Origin of the sequence: Salinicola sp. CR57 (assembly GCF_003206585.1) — a bacterium.
GTDB classification, from domain to species: Bacteria; Pseudomonadota; Gammaproteobacteria; order Pseudomonadales; family Halomonadaceae; genus Salinicola; species Salinicola lusitanus.
In genome coordinates this window covers 136,799-151,837 of record NZ_PZJL01000010.1, presented here as the reverse complement: position 1 = coordinate 151,837, position 15,039 = coordinate 136,799, and the positions used below count along the sequence as shown (strand labels likewise).

Sequence of the window (15,039 nt, the reverse complement as noted above, 5' to 3'; positions counted from 1 at the left end):
GCCGCGTTGGCAAGCCCTCGAGTCAAAAAAACTGAAATCGATGACGTCCGACATCGGAGGTCCGATACATCTCAGGACAATCCGGGCCGATTGTCAGCGTCGTCCCTGGCGTGGCAGCGCACGATTGAAGCCTGGCCGCTTCATACTTTGGTCCGAATCGAGGCCCGTCAACCGCTACCACGGCAGGCAGCGCTTTGAGCGATGCCAGAACATTGGTAAAACCAATGACTGCAATCGTTATCGGGAGCTTCATCGCGTGAACTACCCAACCGTCAGGCAGCCTCGTCTTGCCGATGTCATCACCGAACGCCTCGAGACGATGATCCTCGAGGGCAGCCTCAAACCGGGCCACCGCCTGCCGGCCGAGAGGCAACTGGCCGAACGCTTTGGCGTGTCGCGCCCCTCGCTACGTGAAGCCATTCAAAAGCTGGCCGCTCGAGGCCTGTTGATCAGCCGGCAGGGTGGTGGCACCTACGTCAGTGAGCGTCTCGCCGCCAGCTACGGCGATCCCATGCTGGAGATGCTGTCGCGTCACGACGAGTTTCACCTGGATGTGCTGGAGTTCCGCGATGCAATGGAGGGGATCACGGCCTACCACGCGGCGATGCGGGCAACCCCGGCCGACAAGGAGATGCTGCAGCAACGGTTCGAGGCGCTGGACAGAAGTTATCGGGATCCCGTTCAGCAGGGCGACCCACTACGCGAGGCCAAGGCCGATGCCGCCTTTCATCTCGCCATTGCCGAGGCCGCCCACAATGTCCTGATGCTGCATACCATTCGCGGCCTCTTCCATTTGCTGGAGAAGAGTATCGTCGGCAACCTGGCACATCTGTTCGAGCGTCCCAATGCCCGCCAGCGTCTGATGGCACAGCACCGCGCGCTGCTCGAGGCGATTCAGGAAGGGAGAGCCGAGGATGCTCGCACGTTGGCCCACGAGCATCTCGACTACGTCAAGGCGGGGCTGATCGACATGCAGCGTGCCGAATCGAGGGCCCGGCGCGCCGAAAGGCGCTCGCAGCTGCTGAGCGACCGCCTCGAGCCCTGAGCGCGCCAGCCTCCGATCATTCACCGCTCAGGTGCTGGTCCTTCAGCTTGACGTAATTTCCCGCGGAGTAACTGAAAAACGTCCGCTCGGCGGCCTTGAGCTCGCGTAGCGGCTTGGCCGGGTTACCGGCGTAGACATGGCCGCTCTCCAGCACTTTGCCCGGCGGAACCATGGCGCCCGCGGCGACGATCACCTCATCTTCGATCACGACCCCGTCCAGCACCACGGCGCCCATCCCGATGAGAACCCGATCTCCGATCCGGCAGCCGTGCAGCGTGGCCTGGTGGCCGATCGTGACCTCGTCCCCGATGATCAAGGGATGGCCGCCGGGGTTGTAGTCGCTTGCGTGGGTACAATGCAGCACGCAGCCATCCTGCACACTGGTGCGCGCGCCGATGCGAATGCGATGGACATCACCCCGAATGACCGCCATCGGCCATACCGAGCAGTCGTCACCCAGCGCCACGTCCCCCAGCACGACGCTGGTATCATCGATGAACACTCGTTGACCGAGGCTGGGCGTCACACCCTGAAATGTTCGAATTGCCATGAGTTCTACTCCTGTCGCTATCCAGAATCGGCTTGTCCCTCGCAGCACGGCCTAGAGAAGGCTGGACGCCAGCACCACCACCGTCAGCGGGATCGACACGTAACGCACCAGCCATTGCCATAGTCGGAAGCTGCCGGCGCCGACGCCCAGCGCCGCCACGGCGGCCTCCCTCGACATCACCCAGGCCGCGAAGATGGCGATCAGCAGACCACCGACCGGCAGGAATATATCGGGCGGAATGGTCGACACCAGCGTGAAGAAGTTCATCTCGCCGACCCAGTGCACGTCTGCCAGGGTGGAGAACGAGAGCACCGATAACAGCCCCACCAGCCACACCAGCGACCCGATCAGAATAGCAGCGCGGCTGCGACGCCACCCGGAACCGACCAGCATCGACACCATCGGCTCGGCAAGATTGATCGACGACGTCCAGGTCGCCACCAGCAGCAGCAGAAAGAAGGCGCCCAGCCAGACCTGTCCGCCCGGCAAATCGCTGAAGGCGATCGGCAGCGTGACGAACATCAGCCCGGGCCCTTCGCTGGGATCGAGACCATGGGTGAAGACCACGGAGAAGATGGCGATACCGGAGAGCAGCGCCACCGTGATATCGAGCAGAGCCACGGCGAAGACGGCCTTGGGCAAGCTCTGCTCCTCGGGCATGTAGGCGCCATAGGCCATCAGGGCACACGCCCCCACCGCCAGAGTAAAGAAGGCGTGTCCCATGGCATTGAGCACGACACTCCACGTAATGGCAGCGACGTTCGGCGTGAACAGCCAGTGCATGGCGGCCCCGAAGCCCGGGGTGGTCACGGCGTAGCCCGCGAGAACGATCAGGATGCCGTAAAGCAGCGGCATCATCACGTTGTTGAGCTTTTCGATCCCGTTGACGATACCGGCCGCCACCACCGACATGGTCAGCAGCATGAACAGGGTATGGTTGAAGGTCATGCGCAACGGGTCTGCCAGGAAGGCATTGAAGCTCGCACCGACCTGCTGGGGAGAGAGACCGACGAAGTTGCCATTCACGGCACTGACCAGGTACTCGATCGACCAGCCGGAGACAACCGAGTAGAACGACAGGATGAAGAAGACCGTGATCGCGCCGAACAGCCCCAGCCATTTCCAGTGACGACTGACATCGGCCTCGTCGGCCAGGAACGCCAGCGCCTGCATCGGGCTGCGCCGACCGGCGCGACCGATCATGATCTCGGCCATCATCATCGGCAGCCCCAGCAGCAGTACGAAGACGATGTAGAGCAGCAGGAACGCCGAGCCGCCGTTCTCGCCCGTCATGTAGGGGAAGCGCCAGATGTTGCCCAGCCCCACGGCGGCGCCGGTGACCGCCAGGATAAAGGCACGGCGGGACTGCCAGCGCTCCAGAGTTTCACTCATCATTCGGGACCTTTAGCGAACGGATTGCGGCCGCGGACGACCCACCCGGGACAGGCAGGGCTGGCGCGAAAACGCGAAGAGCCTATCAGCACCGGGGCGGCTCGCCAATCTGGCCCGGGCCAGCGTCCAACAGCGGGCGCTACCAACTGGAGCCCGGATTGAAAGCTGCCTCGGCTTCCCCCATATAGAATGACACTGATTCCATCGTCCGAGGTGACCATGTCGAATAACCCGCTGCTCGAGCATCATACTCTGCCACCGTTCGAGGCGATCCGTCCCGAACACGTCGTACCGGCCATCGAAAAGATCATTGCCGACAACCGGCAGGCCACCGAGACCCTGGCCCGGCAGCAGGACGTGAGCTGGCAGACCCTCGCCGCGCCGCTGGAATCGCTCGACGACCGCCTGTCCCAGGCATGGTCTCCGGTGTCCCATCTCAATTCGACGATGAACAGCGACGCGCTGCGCGACGCCTATCAGCAGTGCCTGGCCATGCTTTCCGAGTACGGTACCTGGGTCGGCCAGCACACCGCGCTTTTCCAGGCATTCGAACGTCTGCGGCAGAGCGACGAGTTCGCCTCACTCGAGACCGCTCAGCGCAAGGCGATCGACAACACCCTGCGTAACTTTCGCCTTGCCGGCGTCGATCTACCAGCCGAGGACAAGAAGCGCTACGGCGAAATCCAGGCTCGCCTATCGGAACTCGGCAACACCTTCTCCAACCAGTTGCTGGATGCGACCCAATCCTGGCATCTCGATCTTGCCGACGCCGACCGCCTGGGCGGCCTGCCCGAGAGCGCCCTGGAGACATTGAAGGCCAATGCCGAAGCCAAGGGCGTTACCGGTTACCGGATTACCCTGGACGTGCCCAGCTTCCTGCCGGTCATGACTTTCGCCGAAGATCGCGAGCTGCGCCGGGAGGTCTATACCGCCTATGTCACGCGAGCTTCCGACCAGGGCCCCAAGGCCGGCGAGAACGACAATGCACCGGTGATAGAGGAGACGCTGCGGCTGCGTCAGGAGCTGGCCCGCCTGCTCGGTTTCGACACCTACGCCGACTACTCGCTGGCCACCAAGATGGCCGAAACGCCCGAACAGGTGCTCGGCTTCCTTGACGACCTCGCCGAACGCGCACATCCGCAGGCGCAGCGCGAATTCAACGAGCTCGAAGCCTTCGCCAAGGAGACCCTCGGCCTCGATGCATTGAAGCCGTGGGACACCGGCTTCGCCAGCGAGAAGCTGCGCCAGGCGCGCTACGATATTTCTCAGGAGCAGTTGCGGCCCTACTTCCCCGCGCCGCGTGCCATCGAGGGCCTATTCCGCGTCACCAACAAGCTCTACGGCATCCGGATGGCGGAGAATCCGGAAGCGCCCTGCTATCACCCGGACGTGAAATACTTCGACGTGCTCGATGGCGATCGCCCCATCGCCGGCTTCTACCTGGACCTGTACGCCCGAGAAGGCAAGCGTGGCGGCGCCTGGATGGACGTCTGCCGCACGCGTCTCCAGCGCGAGAATGGCGAACTGCAGCTGCCGGTGGCCTATCTCACCTGCAACTTCACGCCCCCGGTGGCAGGCAAGCCGGCACTGCTGACCCACGAGGAGGTGCTGACGCTGTTCCACGAGTTCGGCCATGGCCTGCACCACATGCTGACGCAGCAGACGGTCGCCGACGTTTCCGGCATCAGCGGCGTCGCCTGGGATGCCGTCGAGCTGCCGAGCCAGTTCATGGAGAATTTCTGCTGGGAGCGCGAGGGTCTCGACCTGATCGCCGGCCACGTCGACACCGGCGACAAATTGCCGGACGAGCTGCTGGACAAGCTGCAGGCGGCGCGCAATTTCCAGTCGGCGATGCAGATGATGCGCCAGCTCGAGTTCTCGCTATTCGACTTCCGTCTCCATCACGAACTCGAGAAGCCGAGCGCCAGTGACGTCCAGCATCTGCTCGATGACGTGAGAGCCAAGGTCTCGGTCGTGCCGACCGTCGACTTCAACCGCTTCCAGAACGGTTTCGCACACATTTTCGCCGGTGGCTACGCTGCTGGTTACTACAGCTATAAATGGGCCGAAGTACTGTCGGCGGATGCCTACAGCGCCTTCGAGGAAGCCGGGATTTTCGATCACGAGACCGGCCGACGCTTCCGCGAGACGATTCTCGAACAGGGTGGCTCACGGGAAGCGGCAGAACTGTTCGAAGCCTTCCGTGGCCGTGAACCGAGCATCGATGCGCTATTGCGCCACTCCGGTATCGACGCCAAGGACGCTGCCTGATCCTGGGCGGTGTCTGATCCCACAGTGAACCGGGCGGGCGCCAGTCAGCGCCCGCCCACTGCTTTCGAGGTAATGCATGTCCCAGACGCCGAAACGCTTCATTGCCGGCGCAATCTGCCCTCGCTGTGCCGCCATGGACCGCATACGTTCGTGGGAGCAGAACGGCATTCGCTACCGCGACTGCGTCAGCTGCGACTTCTTCGAGCAATTACCGATCGAGGACGACACGCCGCAGGAAATTCCGACTCGCGTCAATCAACCGCGTGACAAACAGCGGCCAGCCAGCGACGAGGTCCGCCCGGTGCGGATCATCGACCCCGGCAAACTGCATTGACGTCACCGGCAAGAGTCGTCACTGCGCGACAGCGCGCTGAACCAGACGGGCAAGGTCGTCATCCTGCCAGTCAGGCACGCTGCCGAGCTGTGGGTCCATTGCCTTGCCTGGCCGTGCGATGAACCCGGTTCGCAGCCCGGCCGCATTGGCACCGATCAAATCCCACCCGTGAGCGGCGATCATGATCAGCTCGGCGGTGGCGACGCCCCAGTGGCTCGCCGCATGCCGATAAGGCTCTGGAGACGGCTTGTATCGCCCCACGCTCTCGACACTTAGAATGGCATCGAAATAACCGCTCAGTCCGGCGTTGTCGAGCTGCCGATGCGCTGCCTTCAGCGCGCTATTGGTCAGCGCCGTCAGCGTATGCCCCTGCTCGCGCAACTGCGCCAGCGCCGGCGCCGAATCGGCGTGGGCCGGCATCGAGAGAATCGCCTCGACCAGTGCCTGCTCGTCACCCACAGCGATCGCGACGCCATGTTTGGCACCGAGTTGGCGCAGCGCACTTCTGGCGAGATCTGCAAAGGGCTCGAACTCCCCCACCAGATTGGTCGTCATCCAGGTCTCCTGAAGCGTCAGGAACCATTCAGAGCGCGCGGCGTCGGTGCCGAACCAGCGCTTGAACAGCGGATCGAGCGCCCCCGTGTCGAGCAGTGTTTCATTGACGTCGAATACCAGATGCATCGCGGACTCCATGCCATCATTGGGGCTGATGATTCAGATCGGATAGGAAAAGCGTAGCGAGGGATAACGCCTAACGCTCGCAAGGTTCTCGATTCGGCGTCATCGATTGGCGGCCCCGCACCAGCGCCTCAGTGCCACAGCGCCACACCCTGCATCACCAGTTGCCGCAGCACCGAGAAGGACGGTAGCCAGCTCAACAGGTGCGCCGATATCAGCGCCAGCATCAGCGCACTGCCCGGAGACTGCCAACTGAACGGCTTGAGGGCCGTGCCGAACGAACGCTTGAAGCGCGCCCCGGTGAGATCGACGCTGTACAGCTCGTCCAGCGTCAGATGGATGACGAAGCCCAGTGTCATCGCCAACCCGTGGATCCAGGCCAGGCGTTCAGGCTGACCCAGCAGGGAGAAGCTGATCGCTGCCGTCGACAGCCCGCTGATCGACGCTGCCAGCAGCGAATGCCACACCCCGCGATGAACCGTGAAGCGTGCGAAAATCGCACCGGCCAGGTAGCGCACGCCGAGATAGATACCGCCGCAGGCCGCAAAAAGATAGGCCGGCGTGACTCGATGCTGCAGAACCAGCACTGCCAGCACGACCGCGACGACGGCCAGGATATTGAAGATCAGACGAATGGCCTGGGACTGATCGGCATCGATATCCGGAAGAATCCCGCCGAACGCCACCAGCATCGCGACCGCCAGCGACTGCCAGCCGCTCCACTGTCCCGCCTGCCATCCGGCCTGAGCGACCGCGACTCCCCCGACGGTCGCCACGCCGAGATGCGTTCGAAAATTGGCCATTGGCCGGGCGCCCCACACTGGATAAATGAACAGATTATGGCGCGCCAGCCAACCAGAAAACAATAGCTTAAGAAAACAGCCTCAAGACGAACCGGCTCCGCAACGAAACGAAACGACTCCACCTTTGGTGGAGCCGTCGAGTTGCGTGCCGCTCAATGTTCGCTAGCTACCGTCGATGACGCCGCAGGCCACTCGGCTCCCGCCCCCACCCAACTTGGGCTCGTCGCTGTAGTTGTCGCCACCTTGATGAATCATCAGCGAGTGACCGTCGAGATCGGCTTCGGTGAGTCGAGGCGCCAGCACTGGCGTCGTCGCTTTGCCGTCGTCCCCGACCGTGAGGACCGGCAGATCCCCGAGATGGCCCTCGTCGCTGTAGGGCCCTTGGTGTGTGCCGGTCTCGTCAGGGTCGAAATGGCCCCCGGCAGCGCCACCGGGCGTGACTTCGCCATCGGTCTCGCGGGTCTCGCAGCTGGCATTGGTATGCAGGTGGAAACCGTGAAGTCCGGCCTTCAGCCCCGACAGGTCCGGCGTCAGCAGCAAACCATATTCGGTGTCCTTGGCGACCACCGTACCAACGCTATCGCCGACCCCGTCGGCGGACACCGTATGCATCTCCACCGTGGTTTCCGCCTGTGCCCACCCCGACAGGGCTAGAGCGACCCCCGCGGTCAGACCGATCAATCCATTGCGTTGCATGGCGTTCTCCTCTACGTGAGTGACGGGTCCCGATCGACGACTTGCTTGATCGGGACTGGTTTCAACGTAGCCAACCGGCGGCCCTAACGCGAACGGCAGGGCTTCGGCGAGGCGAACTCGGCGGCCAGATTCAGCTCAGGTTGTCGAGCACCTTGAGCACCGGCACGGATTGATTCAGCGTATAGAAATGCAGGCCAGGGGCCCCGCCCTCCAGTAACCGCCGGCATAGCTTCGAGATCACCTCGGTGCCGAAGGCCTGGATACTGTCGCTGTCATCGCCGTAGGCCTCGAGCTGCTTGCGGATCCAGCGCGGGATGTCGGCGCCGCAGGTATCGGAGAAACGAGCCAGCTTGGTGTAATTGGTGATCGGCATGATGCCGGGAATGATCGGCGTCTCCACCCCCATGGCGCGAACCCGGTCCACGAAGTGGAAATAGGCGTCGGCGGTGAAGAAGTACTGGGTGATCGCGAGATCCGCGCCCGCCTTGGCCTTGCGGGCGAAGTTTTCCAGGTCACGTTCGAAGCTGGCTGCCTGGGGATGAGCTTCCGGGTAGGCGGCCACCGCGATCTCGAAATGATCGCCGGTCTCGTCGCGAATGAACTCGACCAGCTCGTTGGCGTAACGCAATTCGCCTGCGCCCCCCATGCCAGATGGCAAGTCACCACGCAACGCCACCAGGCTATCCACGCCATCCTCCCGGTAGGTGTGCAGCAGATCACGCAGCGACGACTTGTCGCTACCGACACAGGAGAGGTGTGGCGCCGTGGTGACGCCGCTGCGACGGACCGTCTTGACAGTGTCGAACGTGCGCGCCTGGGTGGAGCCACCGGCCCCATAGGTCACGGAGAAAAACCGCGGCTTGCGAGCAGCCAGCGCATCGCGGACCCCGCCGAGCTTCTCGCGCCCCGCGTCGGTATTGGGAGGGAAGAATTCGAAACTGAACCCCAGTGGAGGCTGCGTGCTCATGACAGTGCTCTCTTCGATGCGGGCCCGCGCGATCACACGCTGGGCGAGGTCTCGCTCTCGAGCGCCGATGTCCCGGTAGCGACGACCGACGATGGATTGACGACCGTATGATGGCGATTCTGCCTTTCCGGGGCGATCACGGCCAATGAAACCTTCCTGCCCTTCTCATGAACAAGGCTCATCACGAAGCGACATCCCGCGCGACGGGCTCAGGGATGCACGATCATGCCGTGGTTGCACTCGCCCCCGGTGAGGCAGTCTCGCGTCTCGACCTGCAACGTGGCGTGCTGGATCCCGAAGCGGGACTGGAGCATGGCGTAGGCACGCTCGATGACACCGTCGTGTAAGGCGGGAGACTCGATCACCAGGTGCGCGCTGAGCAGCGGGTCCTGCGGCGTCAGGCCCCATACATGAATGTCGTGCAGGCTCTTGACGCCCTCGACGTCGAGTAGCGCCTGCCGGATCTGGCCGACATCGACACCCTCGGGCGTGCCCTCGAGCAGGGTATGCGCCGAGCGCCCCAGGATCTTCCAGGCGGCGCGCAGAATCAATGTCGCGGCCAGCATCGACAGCAGGGGGTCGATCGGCGTCCAGCCCGTGATCAGGATCACCACGGATGCCACGATGGCCGCCACCGATCCCAGCAGGTCGCCGATCACATGCAGCAAGGCGCCGCGCAGGTTGAGGTTTTCCTGGTCGCCCCCGTGAAGAATTCTGAAGACCACGATGTTCACCAGCAGCCCCAGCACGGCCACCACCATCATCGGGCCTGCCAGGACCTCGACCGGCTGGGTGAATCGCTGGATCGCAGCGATCACGATCCATACCGCGATCGCCAGCAGCGTCAGCCCGTTGACGAAGGCGGCCAGCACCTGGAAGCGCTGATAACCGAAAGTGCGAAACCTGTCCGGTGCCTTGTCGCCCATATAGAAGGCGAACAGCGCCAGGCCGAGCGAAAAGCTGTCGCTGAACATGTGGCCGGCGTCGGCCAGCAGCGCCAGCGAGCCGGAGATCCAGCCGCCCACCACCTCCGCCAGCATGAAGCCGGCGGTCAGGATCATCGCCAGCCTGACGCGCCGGACGCTGTCTGCCGTCACCGTTGGCGCATGATCGTGGGAGTGACCATGGTCGTGGTCGTGAGAATGCCCCTGCCCGGCGTGATCATGAGGGTCGTGATGCGAGTGGTCGTGCGAGGCCATGTCATGGATCCTGACGGGTGTGTCCCCGGATCTTAGCTCACGACCCCGACGCTATTGTATTACACGCTGCTGGCGCGGCGAGCGCACTCGGCTCCCGAGATATCCCTGGGACAACGGGGTTCGATCGACTACGTTGAGATCACGACCGGGGCGTGCCGGTGCCTGGCCGCCACCCATCGCACCATCACCATCAAGGAGGAAGTCATGAGCGAGCAGACCTTTTTGACCGACATCAAGACGATTCGCGAACGGGCCCGCCAGCATATCGAGAATGGCGCCGTCACCGAGGGATATAGCGCCGACCGCGAGACCGTCATCAAGATTCTCAACGAGGCACTGGCAACCGAGATCGTCTGTGTCCTGCGTTACAAGCGTCATTACTACATGGCCGACGGTCTCAGCGCGAGCATTGCCAAGGACGAATTTCTGGAGCATGCCCAGGAAGAGCAGCAGCACGCCGACCAGCTCGCCGAACGCATTACCCAGTTGGGCGGTGCCCCCAATTTCTCGCCGGAGGGTCTGCTGAGCCGCTCGCACTCGGAGTACGCCGAGGGGGAAACGCTCGAAGAGATGATCAAGGAGGATCTCATTGCCGAGCGGATCGCGATCGACAGCTACCGCGAGATCATCACCTACCTTGGTGACAAGGATCCGACCTCTCGCCGAGTGATGGAGGACATCCTGGCGCAGGAAGAGGAGCATGCCGACGACATGGCGGCGCTACTCGAGGGAGTGAAGACCCGCAACTGATATCGCCATCGGGCCATTTCGACCCATCGAACTGGCCCGAGCCGCCAACGCCTCAGTCGTCATGCCGCGAACGTTGGCGCCAGAAATCCCAGGCAATTCCCGAGGCGATGCCTGCACCAATCCCCCACCCCCATTCGGCAGAGGCCATCCAGACCACCAGCCCTACCACGATACCGATCAGCGAACCCTGCATGGTGTCTCCATCGATGGCGACGTTGTCGTCAGGGCATCATTGTAGTCACGACTTGCACGGAAGCGGGAATCACGATCACGCAGGGGGTTACGCAACGGGCGAGGCCGGCGACAGGGAAAAGCAGACATCAGCGTGGCTGAGCGTCGAATACACCGAAATACGAGGTGAGAAGCAAGATATCGATGCCACCGAATCGTGGTAACCGATAGACGGGTAAGAAGAGAGAAGAACCCACTCCCACGTTCCTTCGCGGTGAGAGCCACTTGGCTAAGTGGGCAGTGTCAGAGTGGACCTTCATCGTCGCCACGCCAACGTTTTTCTCGTGATATCTTGATCGTTTTTGCTAATAACAAAACTTAAGTGTTCTTAATCATGCGTTTATAAGTAACTGACTATTCAATAAAACACGTAAATTTTTGCAACACCCGGAAAATGGCCATTTTCGTGTCGCCGGTACCAGGCAAAGCACTGGAACCCGGCAGCCGCCGACACCGGTAAGCCTGCGCGTCTTCAGGAAAGATGATGGCGGAAGAGAGTGGGAGTCGAACCCACCAGAGACTGCTGGCAGCCCCTACAGGAGTTGAAGTCCTGGCGCCCCACCGGGGAACGATTCTCTTCCTGAAAAAGGATTCGTAAAATGCCCTCACCGGCCGACCTTGCAACCCCCTCGGGCGCTCGACCGCCGAGGTTCGAGCCCAATCACTCGAACAGCATATCTTCCCGAATGACCTTGTGACCATCCCCAACCCGCCGGGTGAATCCGATCCGGTCGAAAAACTCGAGAATCGCCACCGCCAGCTTCCGGCCACAGCCGATCCGATCGCGAAATACCGCCGCTGTCGCCCCGGCTGGCGACTCGCCATCGATTTGGCGAATCAATGCTGCCAGTTCGGACACTCGGCTCGCCAGGAAGAAGTGATCATGTCGCAACTGATAGACATTACCCAGTAGCGCGCAGTCATGCAGGAGCTGGCGCACGTCGGTTTCGGCCCAGCCGAGCTGCCCGGCGATATCGCGCACCCGAGGTGGATCGTAGGGCAGCGCCATGAGCAGCGGGCGTACCGCATCCCAGCGCTTTTCGTCCTGCGCCGACAGCGACGCCGTATGCGATGCCAGCGCCACGAAGGGGCCGTGCTGGGCGAGATCTCCACGCGCTTTCCAGTGTTCGAGCAGCGGCCGAAACAGGTCGGCGGGAAGTCGCGGCGCCACCATGCGACGCAGACGATCGATATCGACGCCTCGCATTGCCGGCTCCTGCTCGTGGATCGACGCCAGACGTTCGATCGCGTCGTCATACAGCGATCGCTCATGGATCGGCGCCAGGGCATGCTGTTGCGTCGGGTTTGACAGCACGAGCCAATGCGCCGCTGACGCGCTCCGCTGCACATCGTCGACCGGCACATCGAGATTCACCGCCAGCGCCGCGAGATCCACGCTGGTCATCTCGAGGTTCGCGAGCTCCCGCCGTGGGGAAAACAGCGGCTGCCAATCCGGCGGCCCGGCCCCATCCGACAGCACCTCTCGCAGTCGGCTCAACCAGGTCAGCCGATCCGGTTTCCGGGCACCGCGGCGTGGCGGATCGACGTCCAGCACCCTGGCGCCTCCCAGGGTACGGCTGGCGCCATGATCGCGGATCACGATGCGGTCGCCGTGGATCGCCTGCAGCGGCGAATCCAGCACCAGCTGCGCCAGCGCCGAGCCGCCGGCGTCCAGCGTATCCGCCTCCAGCAGTGCAGCCCGCCCCGTCACATGGGCGCTGCCGTGATGCAGATGGACCGGCGTCCAGTGCCTGAGCGCTGGCGCTTCCGGCAGCCAGTCCAGGGCGACGTCGAGTCGTGTCCGATCGGCTGCGCGGGAGGCCGCCGCCACGACCCAGTTCCCTCGGGCGAGCCGGCTCCGCTCGATGCCCGGCCCGCTCAGATTGATGGCGCAGCGCTCGCCCGGCCGCGCCAGGTCGACCTCACGATCCTGCGCGCGCAGCCCGCGCACTCGCGCATCCATGTCGGCAGGCAACAGACGTACCGTGTCGCCGAGGGCGACGCGGCCGCTGCGCACCGTGCCGGTCACCACGACGCCAGCGCCCTGCTTGACGAAGACACGATCGACGGCGAGCCGGAAACGCCCCGCCTCATGAATGGGCAAGGGCTGCGCCGCCTGCGCCCAGAGCGTGCTCTCGAGCGGTTGCAACCCGGCCCCCGTAACGCTGGAGAGCGGAAAGATCGGCGCCTCGGCGAAAGCTGTCGTGTCGAGCCAGGCGGCAATCTCGCGGCGTACTTCGTCGATGCGCGCCGGCGTCACCCGATCGATCTTGGTCAGCGCGACCCAGGCCTGGGTCACGCCCAGCAGCTCGAGGATGCGGGCATGTTCGAGCGTCTGCGGCATGATGCCGTCGTCTGCCGCGATCACCAGCAACATCGCCTGGATACCCACGGCGCCGGAGAGCATATTGGCAACGAAACGCTCGTGCCCCGGCACGTCGATGAACCCCAGCACGGCCCCGGCCTGTCCCGGTGGTGACTCGGGATAGGCATAGCCGGCCTCGATGGTGAGTCCCCGAGCCTGCTCCTCCTTCAGGCGATCCGTCGCCACGCCGGTCAGCGCGTGGATCAGGGACGTCTTGCCGTGGTCGACGTGACCGGCGGTACCGACGATCATGGAGTGGCGCGCCACAGCGGCTGAATGCCCGAGAGCTGCGCCAGGAACGACCGCTCGTCCGCCTCACGGCACAGGCAACGAAGATCGAGCCACAGCGCACCTTCGTGCAGGCGACCGATCACCGGTCGCGGTAGCGCGCGCAGGGTGCGCTCGAGCCGGGCGAGCGCCGGGCCCTCGGTGCAACGCATGACCAGCGCCCGGCTGTCGAGCCGATCGACGGGCAGCGAACCGCTACCGAGCTGACTTCGGCAAGCGCGAGTGACGACCTCGGCGATGCCGTCCAGCGCCGCCTGCATCCGAGGCAGCAGTCGCGCCGCCTGAGCATCGATCTCGTCGACGCCACGCGAGAGCATCGCCAGCGTCGGCAGATGCCGGGCCGGCTCGGCACTATCGCGATAACACCGGAGCGTGGCTTCCAAGGCCGCGAGGGTGAGCTTGTCACAGCGCAGTGCCCGCTTTAGCGGATGCTGCTTGAGACGCTCGATCAACTCGCGCTTGCCGACGACGATACCGGCCTGGGGGCCGCCGAGCAGTTTGTCGCCGCTGAAGGTGACCAGATCCGCCCCGGCGGCAATCGCCTCGCCCGGCCGCGCTTCGTGGGGCAGGCCAAGCTCGCGAAAATCGGTCAGCGCTCCGCTGCCGAGATCGATCATGAAGGGGATGCCGTGGTCGTGGGCGATCGTGGCCAGCTCCGCCTCGGGCACGCTGCTGGTGAAGCCGGTGACGGCATAGTTGGAGGTGTGCGCCTTGACGATCAAGCCACTGTCGTCACCGAGAGCCTGACGAAAATCCCGCCCGTGGGTACGGTTGGTGGCACCGACCTCGACCAACCGACAGCCAGCCGCGGTCATCACGTCCGGCATCCGGAAGGCGCCGCCGATCTCGATCATCTCGCCGCGGGATATCACTGCCTCGCGGCCGGCGCCGAGCGCCGTCAGGGCCAGCAGTACGGCAGCGGCATTGTTGTTGACCACCGTCGCCGCCTCGGCGCCGGTGAGCTCGATCAGCAGTCCCTCGACCAGGCGATCGCGATCCCCGCGCCGCCCCTTGTCGAGATCGTATTCCAGCGCCACCGGATGGCGTGCCGCCTGAACCACGGCATCGATGGCCGCTTCGGAGAGCGGTGAGCGGCCCAGATTCGTGTGGATGACGGTGCCGGTAAGATTGAAGACGGCGCGAACGTTGAGCCGTGCCTCGGCGGCCAGCGCGCGCTCCACGGCCGCGAGCAGCGCCGCTTCATCGATCGTCGGGAGCGGCGACATCGCCGGATCGCCCAAGCGGCGTCGCCATTCGGCCAGAGTCGCGCGGATGGCGCGAATCACGAGACCATCGCCATGCTCGCGGCGCGAGGCTTCGAAGCGGGGGTGATTCAGCAGTTGGTCGACCGCCGGCAACTGGCGACGCAGGTCATTCGGATTGGCAGCACTATCGGACATGAACGGCTCGCGGTAACCGGCGGGAGGAGTCTCGATTTAATCGTTACCGGCGAGCGGGAACAAGGGTGAC

General features: G+C 63.9%; 14 protein-coding genes and 1 tRNA gene. 4 read left to right on the top strand and 11 right to left on the bottom strand.

Features of this window, described 5'->3' with window-relative positions; all coding sequences use genetic code 11:
- Nucleotides 1–256 precede the first annotated feature (256 nt).
- Nucleotides 257–1,045: a GntR family transcriptional regulator gene (locus DOM56_RS15415; protein WP_110601221.1), complete on the top strand. Its 789-nt coding sequence runs from the start codon at nucleotides 257–259 to the stop codon at nucleotides 1,043–1,045.
- A 16-nt stretch (nucleotides 1,046–1,061) separates the two neighbouring features.
- Here the strand turns inward: DOM56_RS15415 and DOM56_RS15410 are convergent, their stop codons facing one another.
- Together DOM56_RS15410 and DOM56_RS15405 are read right to left on the bottom strand one after the other, a co-directional pair.
- On the bottom strand, nucleotides 1,062–1,595 hold the full coding sequence (locus tag DOM56_RS15410; RefSeq protein WP_110601222.1) for a gamma carbonic anhydrase family protein: 534 nt from the start codon (nucleotides 1,593–1,595) through the stop codon (nucleotides 1,062–1,064).
- A 51-nt stretch (nucleotides 1,596–1,646) separates the two neighbouring features.
- Nucleotides 1,647–2,987, bottom strand: coding sequence for a sodium-dependent transporter (locus DOM56_RS15405; protein ID WP_110601223.1), 1,341 nt, complete (start codon nucleotides 2,985–2,987; stop codon nucleotides 1,647–1,649).
- Between the two features lie 219 nt (nucleotides 2,988–3,206).
- On the opposite strand from DOM56_RS15405, the gene prlC reads away from it, so the two are divergent.
- Both prlC and DOM56_RS15395 read left to right on the top strand, forming a co-directional pair.
- Nucleotides 3,207–5,258, top strand: coding sequence for an oligopeptidase A (gene prlC / locus DOM56_RS15400; protein WP_110709964.1), 2,052 nt, complete (start codon nucleotides 3,207–3,209; stop codon nucleotides 5,256–5,258).
- A gap of 76 nt (nucleotides 5,259–5,334) precedes the next feature.
- Nucleotides 5,335–5,592: a YheV family putative zinc ribbon protein gene (locus DOM56_RS15395; protein WP_110601225.1), complete on the top strand. Its 258-nt coding sequence runs from the start codon at nucleotides 5,335–5,337 to the stop codon at nucleotides 5,590–5,592.
- Nucleotides 5,593–5,610: 18 nt separating this feature from the next.
- Here the strand turns inward: DOM56_RS15395 and DOM56_RS15390 are convergent, their stop codons facing one another.
- The 5 genes from DOM56_RS15390 to DOM56_RS15370 form a co-directional block, all read right to left on the bottom strand.
- Entirely contained in the window at nucleotides 5,611–6,273 is a 663-nt protein-coding gene (locus DOM56_RS15390) for a haloacid dehalogenase type II (RefSeq protein WP_157958251.1), read from the bottom strand.
- 128 nt (nucleotides 6,274–6,401) lie between these two features.
- Nucleotides 6,402–7,073, bottom strand: a complete 672-nt coding sequence (locus DOM56_RS15385) for a metal-dependent hydrolase (protein ID WP_110709951.1) — start codon at nucleotides 7,071–7,073, stop codon at nucleotides 6,402–6,404.
- 162 nt (nucleotides 7,074–7,235) lie between these two features.
- The gene (sodC, locus tag DOM56_RS15380) at nucleotides 7,236–7,769 is read right to left on the bottom strand and encodes a superoxide dismutase family protein (RefSeq protein ID WP_110709950.1); all 534 of its coding nucleotides are present in this window, start codon (nucleotides 7,767–7,769) and stop codon (nucleotides 7,236–7,238) included.
- Between the two features lie 130 nt (nucleotides 7,770–7,899).
- Nucleotides 7,900–8,736 carry a methylenetetrahydrofolate reductase [NAD(P)H] gene (gene metF / locus DOM56_RS15375; RefSeq protein WP_110709963.1) on the bottom strand — a complete coding sequence of 279 codons (837 nt, stop codon included), beginning with the start codon at nucleotides 8,734–8,736 and terminating at the stop codon, nucleotides 7,900–7,902.
- A gap of 209 nt (nucleotides 8,737–8,945) precedes the next feature.
- Nucleotides 8,946–9,935 (bottom strand): cation diffusion facilitator family transporter, encoded by a 990-nt coding sequence (locus tag DOM56_RS15370; RefSeq protein WP_110709949.1) that lies wholly within the window; start codon nucleotides 9,933–9,935, stop codon nucleotides 8,946–8,948.
- Nucleotides 9,936–10,139: 204 nt separating this feature from the next.
- Here DOM56_RS15370 and DOM56_RS15365 point away from each other — a divergent pair, with 204 nt between their 5' ends.
- Entirely contained in the window at nucleotides 10,140–10,685 is a 546-nt protein-coding gene (locus DOM56_RS15365; protein WP_110709962.1) for a ferritin-like domain-containing protein, read from the top strand.
- Between the two features lie 52 nt (nucleotides 10,686–10,737).
- On the opposite strand, the gene DOM56_RS19765 is transcribed toward DOM56_RS15365, so the two are convergent.
- From DOM56_RS19765 to selA, 4 genes are all read right to left on the bottom strand, one after another.
- Nucleotides 10,738–10,878 carry a hypothetical protein gene (locus DOM56_RS19765; protein WP_157958250.1) on the bottom strand — a complete coding sequence of 47 codons (141 nt, stop codon included), beginning with the start codon at nucleotides 10,876–10,878 and terminating at the stop codon, nucleotides 10,738–10,740.
- Between the two features lie 523 nt (nucleotides 10,879–11,401).
- A tRNA-Sec gene (locus tag DOM56_RS19760) sits at nucleotides 11,402–11,497 on the bottom strand.
- 80 nt (nucleotides 11,498–11,577) lie between these two features.
- A complete protein-coding gene (selB, locus tag DOM56_RS15360) occupies nucleotides 11,578–13,533 on the bottom strand; it encodes a selenocysteine-specific translation elongation factor (protein ID WP_110709948.1) in 1,956 nt (651 codons plus the stop codon).
- A complete protein-coding gene (selA, locus tag DOM56_RS15355; protein WP_110709947.1) occupies nucleotides 13,530–14,969 on the bottom strand; it encodes an L-seryl-tRNA(Sec) selenium transferase in 1,440 nt (479 codons plus the stop codon). The genes selB and selA overlap by 4 nt, the downstream gene beginning before the upstream one ends.
- Nucleotides 14,970–15,039: the final 70 nt, after the last annotated feature.

Coding starts and splice junctions, on each gene's coding strand:
- DOM56_RS15370 (WP_110709949.1), bottom strand. CDS start 9,935: ATGGCCTCGCACGACCACTCGCATCACGACCCTCATGATCACGCCGGG.
- selA (WP_110709947.1), bottom strand. CDS start 14,969: ATGTCCGATAGTGCTGCCAATCCGAATGACCTGCGTCGCCAGTTGCCG.
- DOM56_RS15395 (WP_110601225.1), top strand. CDS start 5,335: ATGTCCCAGACGCCGAAACGCTTCATTGCCGGCGCAATCTGCCCTCGC.
- DOM56_RS15410 (WP_110601222.1), bottom strand. CDS start 1,595: ATGGCAATTCGAACATTTCAGGGTGTGACGCCCAGCCTCGGTCAACGA.
- DOM56_RS15390 (WP_157958251.1), bottom strand. CDS start 6,273: ATGCATCTGGTATTCGACGTCAATGAAACACTGCTCGACACGGGGGCG.
- DOM56_RS15365 (WP_110709962.1), top strand. CDS start 10,140: ATGAGCGAGCAGACCTTTTTGACCGACATCAAGACGATTCGCGAACGG.
- DOM56_RS15405 (WP_110601223.1), bottom strand. CDS start 2,987: ATGAGTGAAACTCTGGAGCGCTGGCAGTCCCGCCGTGCCTTTATCCTG.
- DOM56_RS19765 (WP_157958250.1), bottom strand. CDS start 10,878: ATGCAGGGTTCGCTGATCGGTATCGTGGTAGGGCTGGTGGTCTGGATG.
- metF (WP_110709963.1), bottom strand. CDS start 8,736: ATGAGCACGCAGCCTCCACTGGGGTTCAGTTTCGAATTCTTCCCTCCC.
- selB (WP_110709948.1), bottom strand. CDS start 13,533: ATGATCGTCGGTACCGCCGGTCACGTCGACCACGGCAAGACGTCCCTG.
- sodC (WP_110709950.1), bottom strand. CDS start 7,769: ATGCAACGCAATGGATTGATCGGTCTGACCGCGGGGGTCGCTCTAGCC.
- prlC (WP_110709964.1), top strand. CDS start 3,207: ATGTCGAATAACCCGCTGCTCGAGCATCATACTCTGCCACCGTTCGAG.
- DOM56_RS15385 (WP_110709951.1), bottom strand. CDS start 7,073: ATGGCCAATTTTCGAACGCATCTCGGCGTGGCGACCGTCGGGGGAGTC.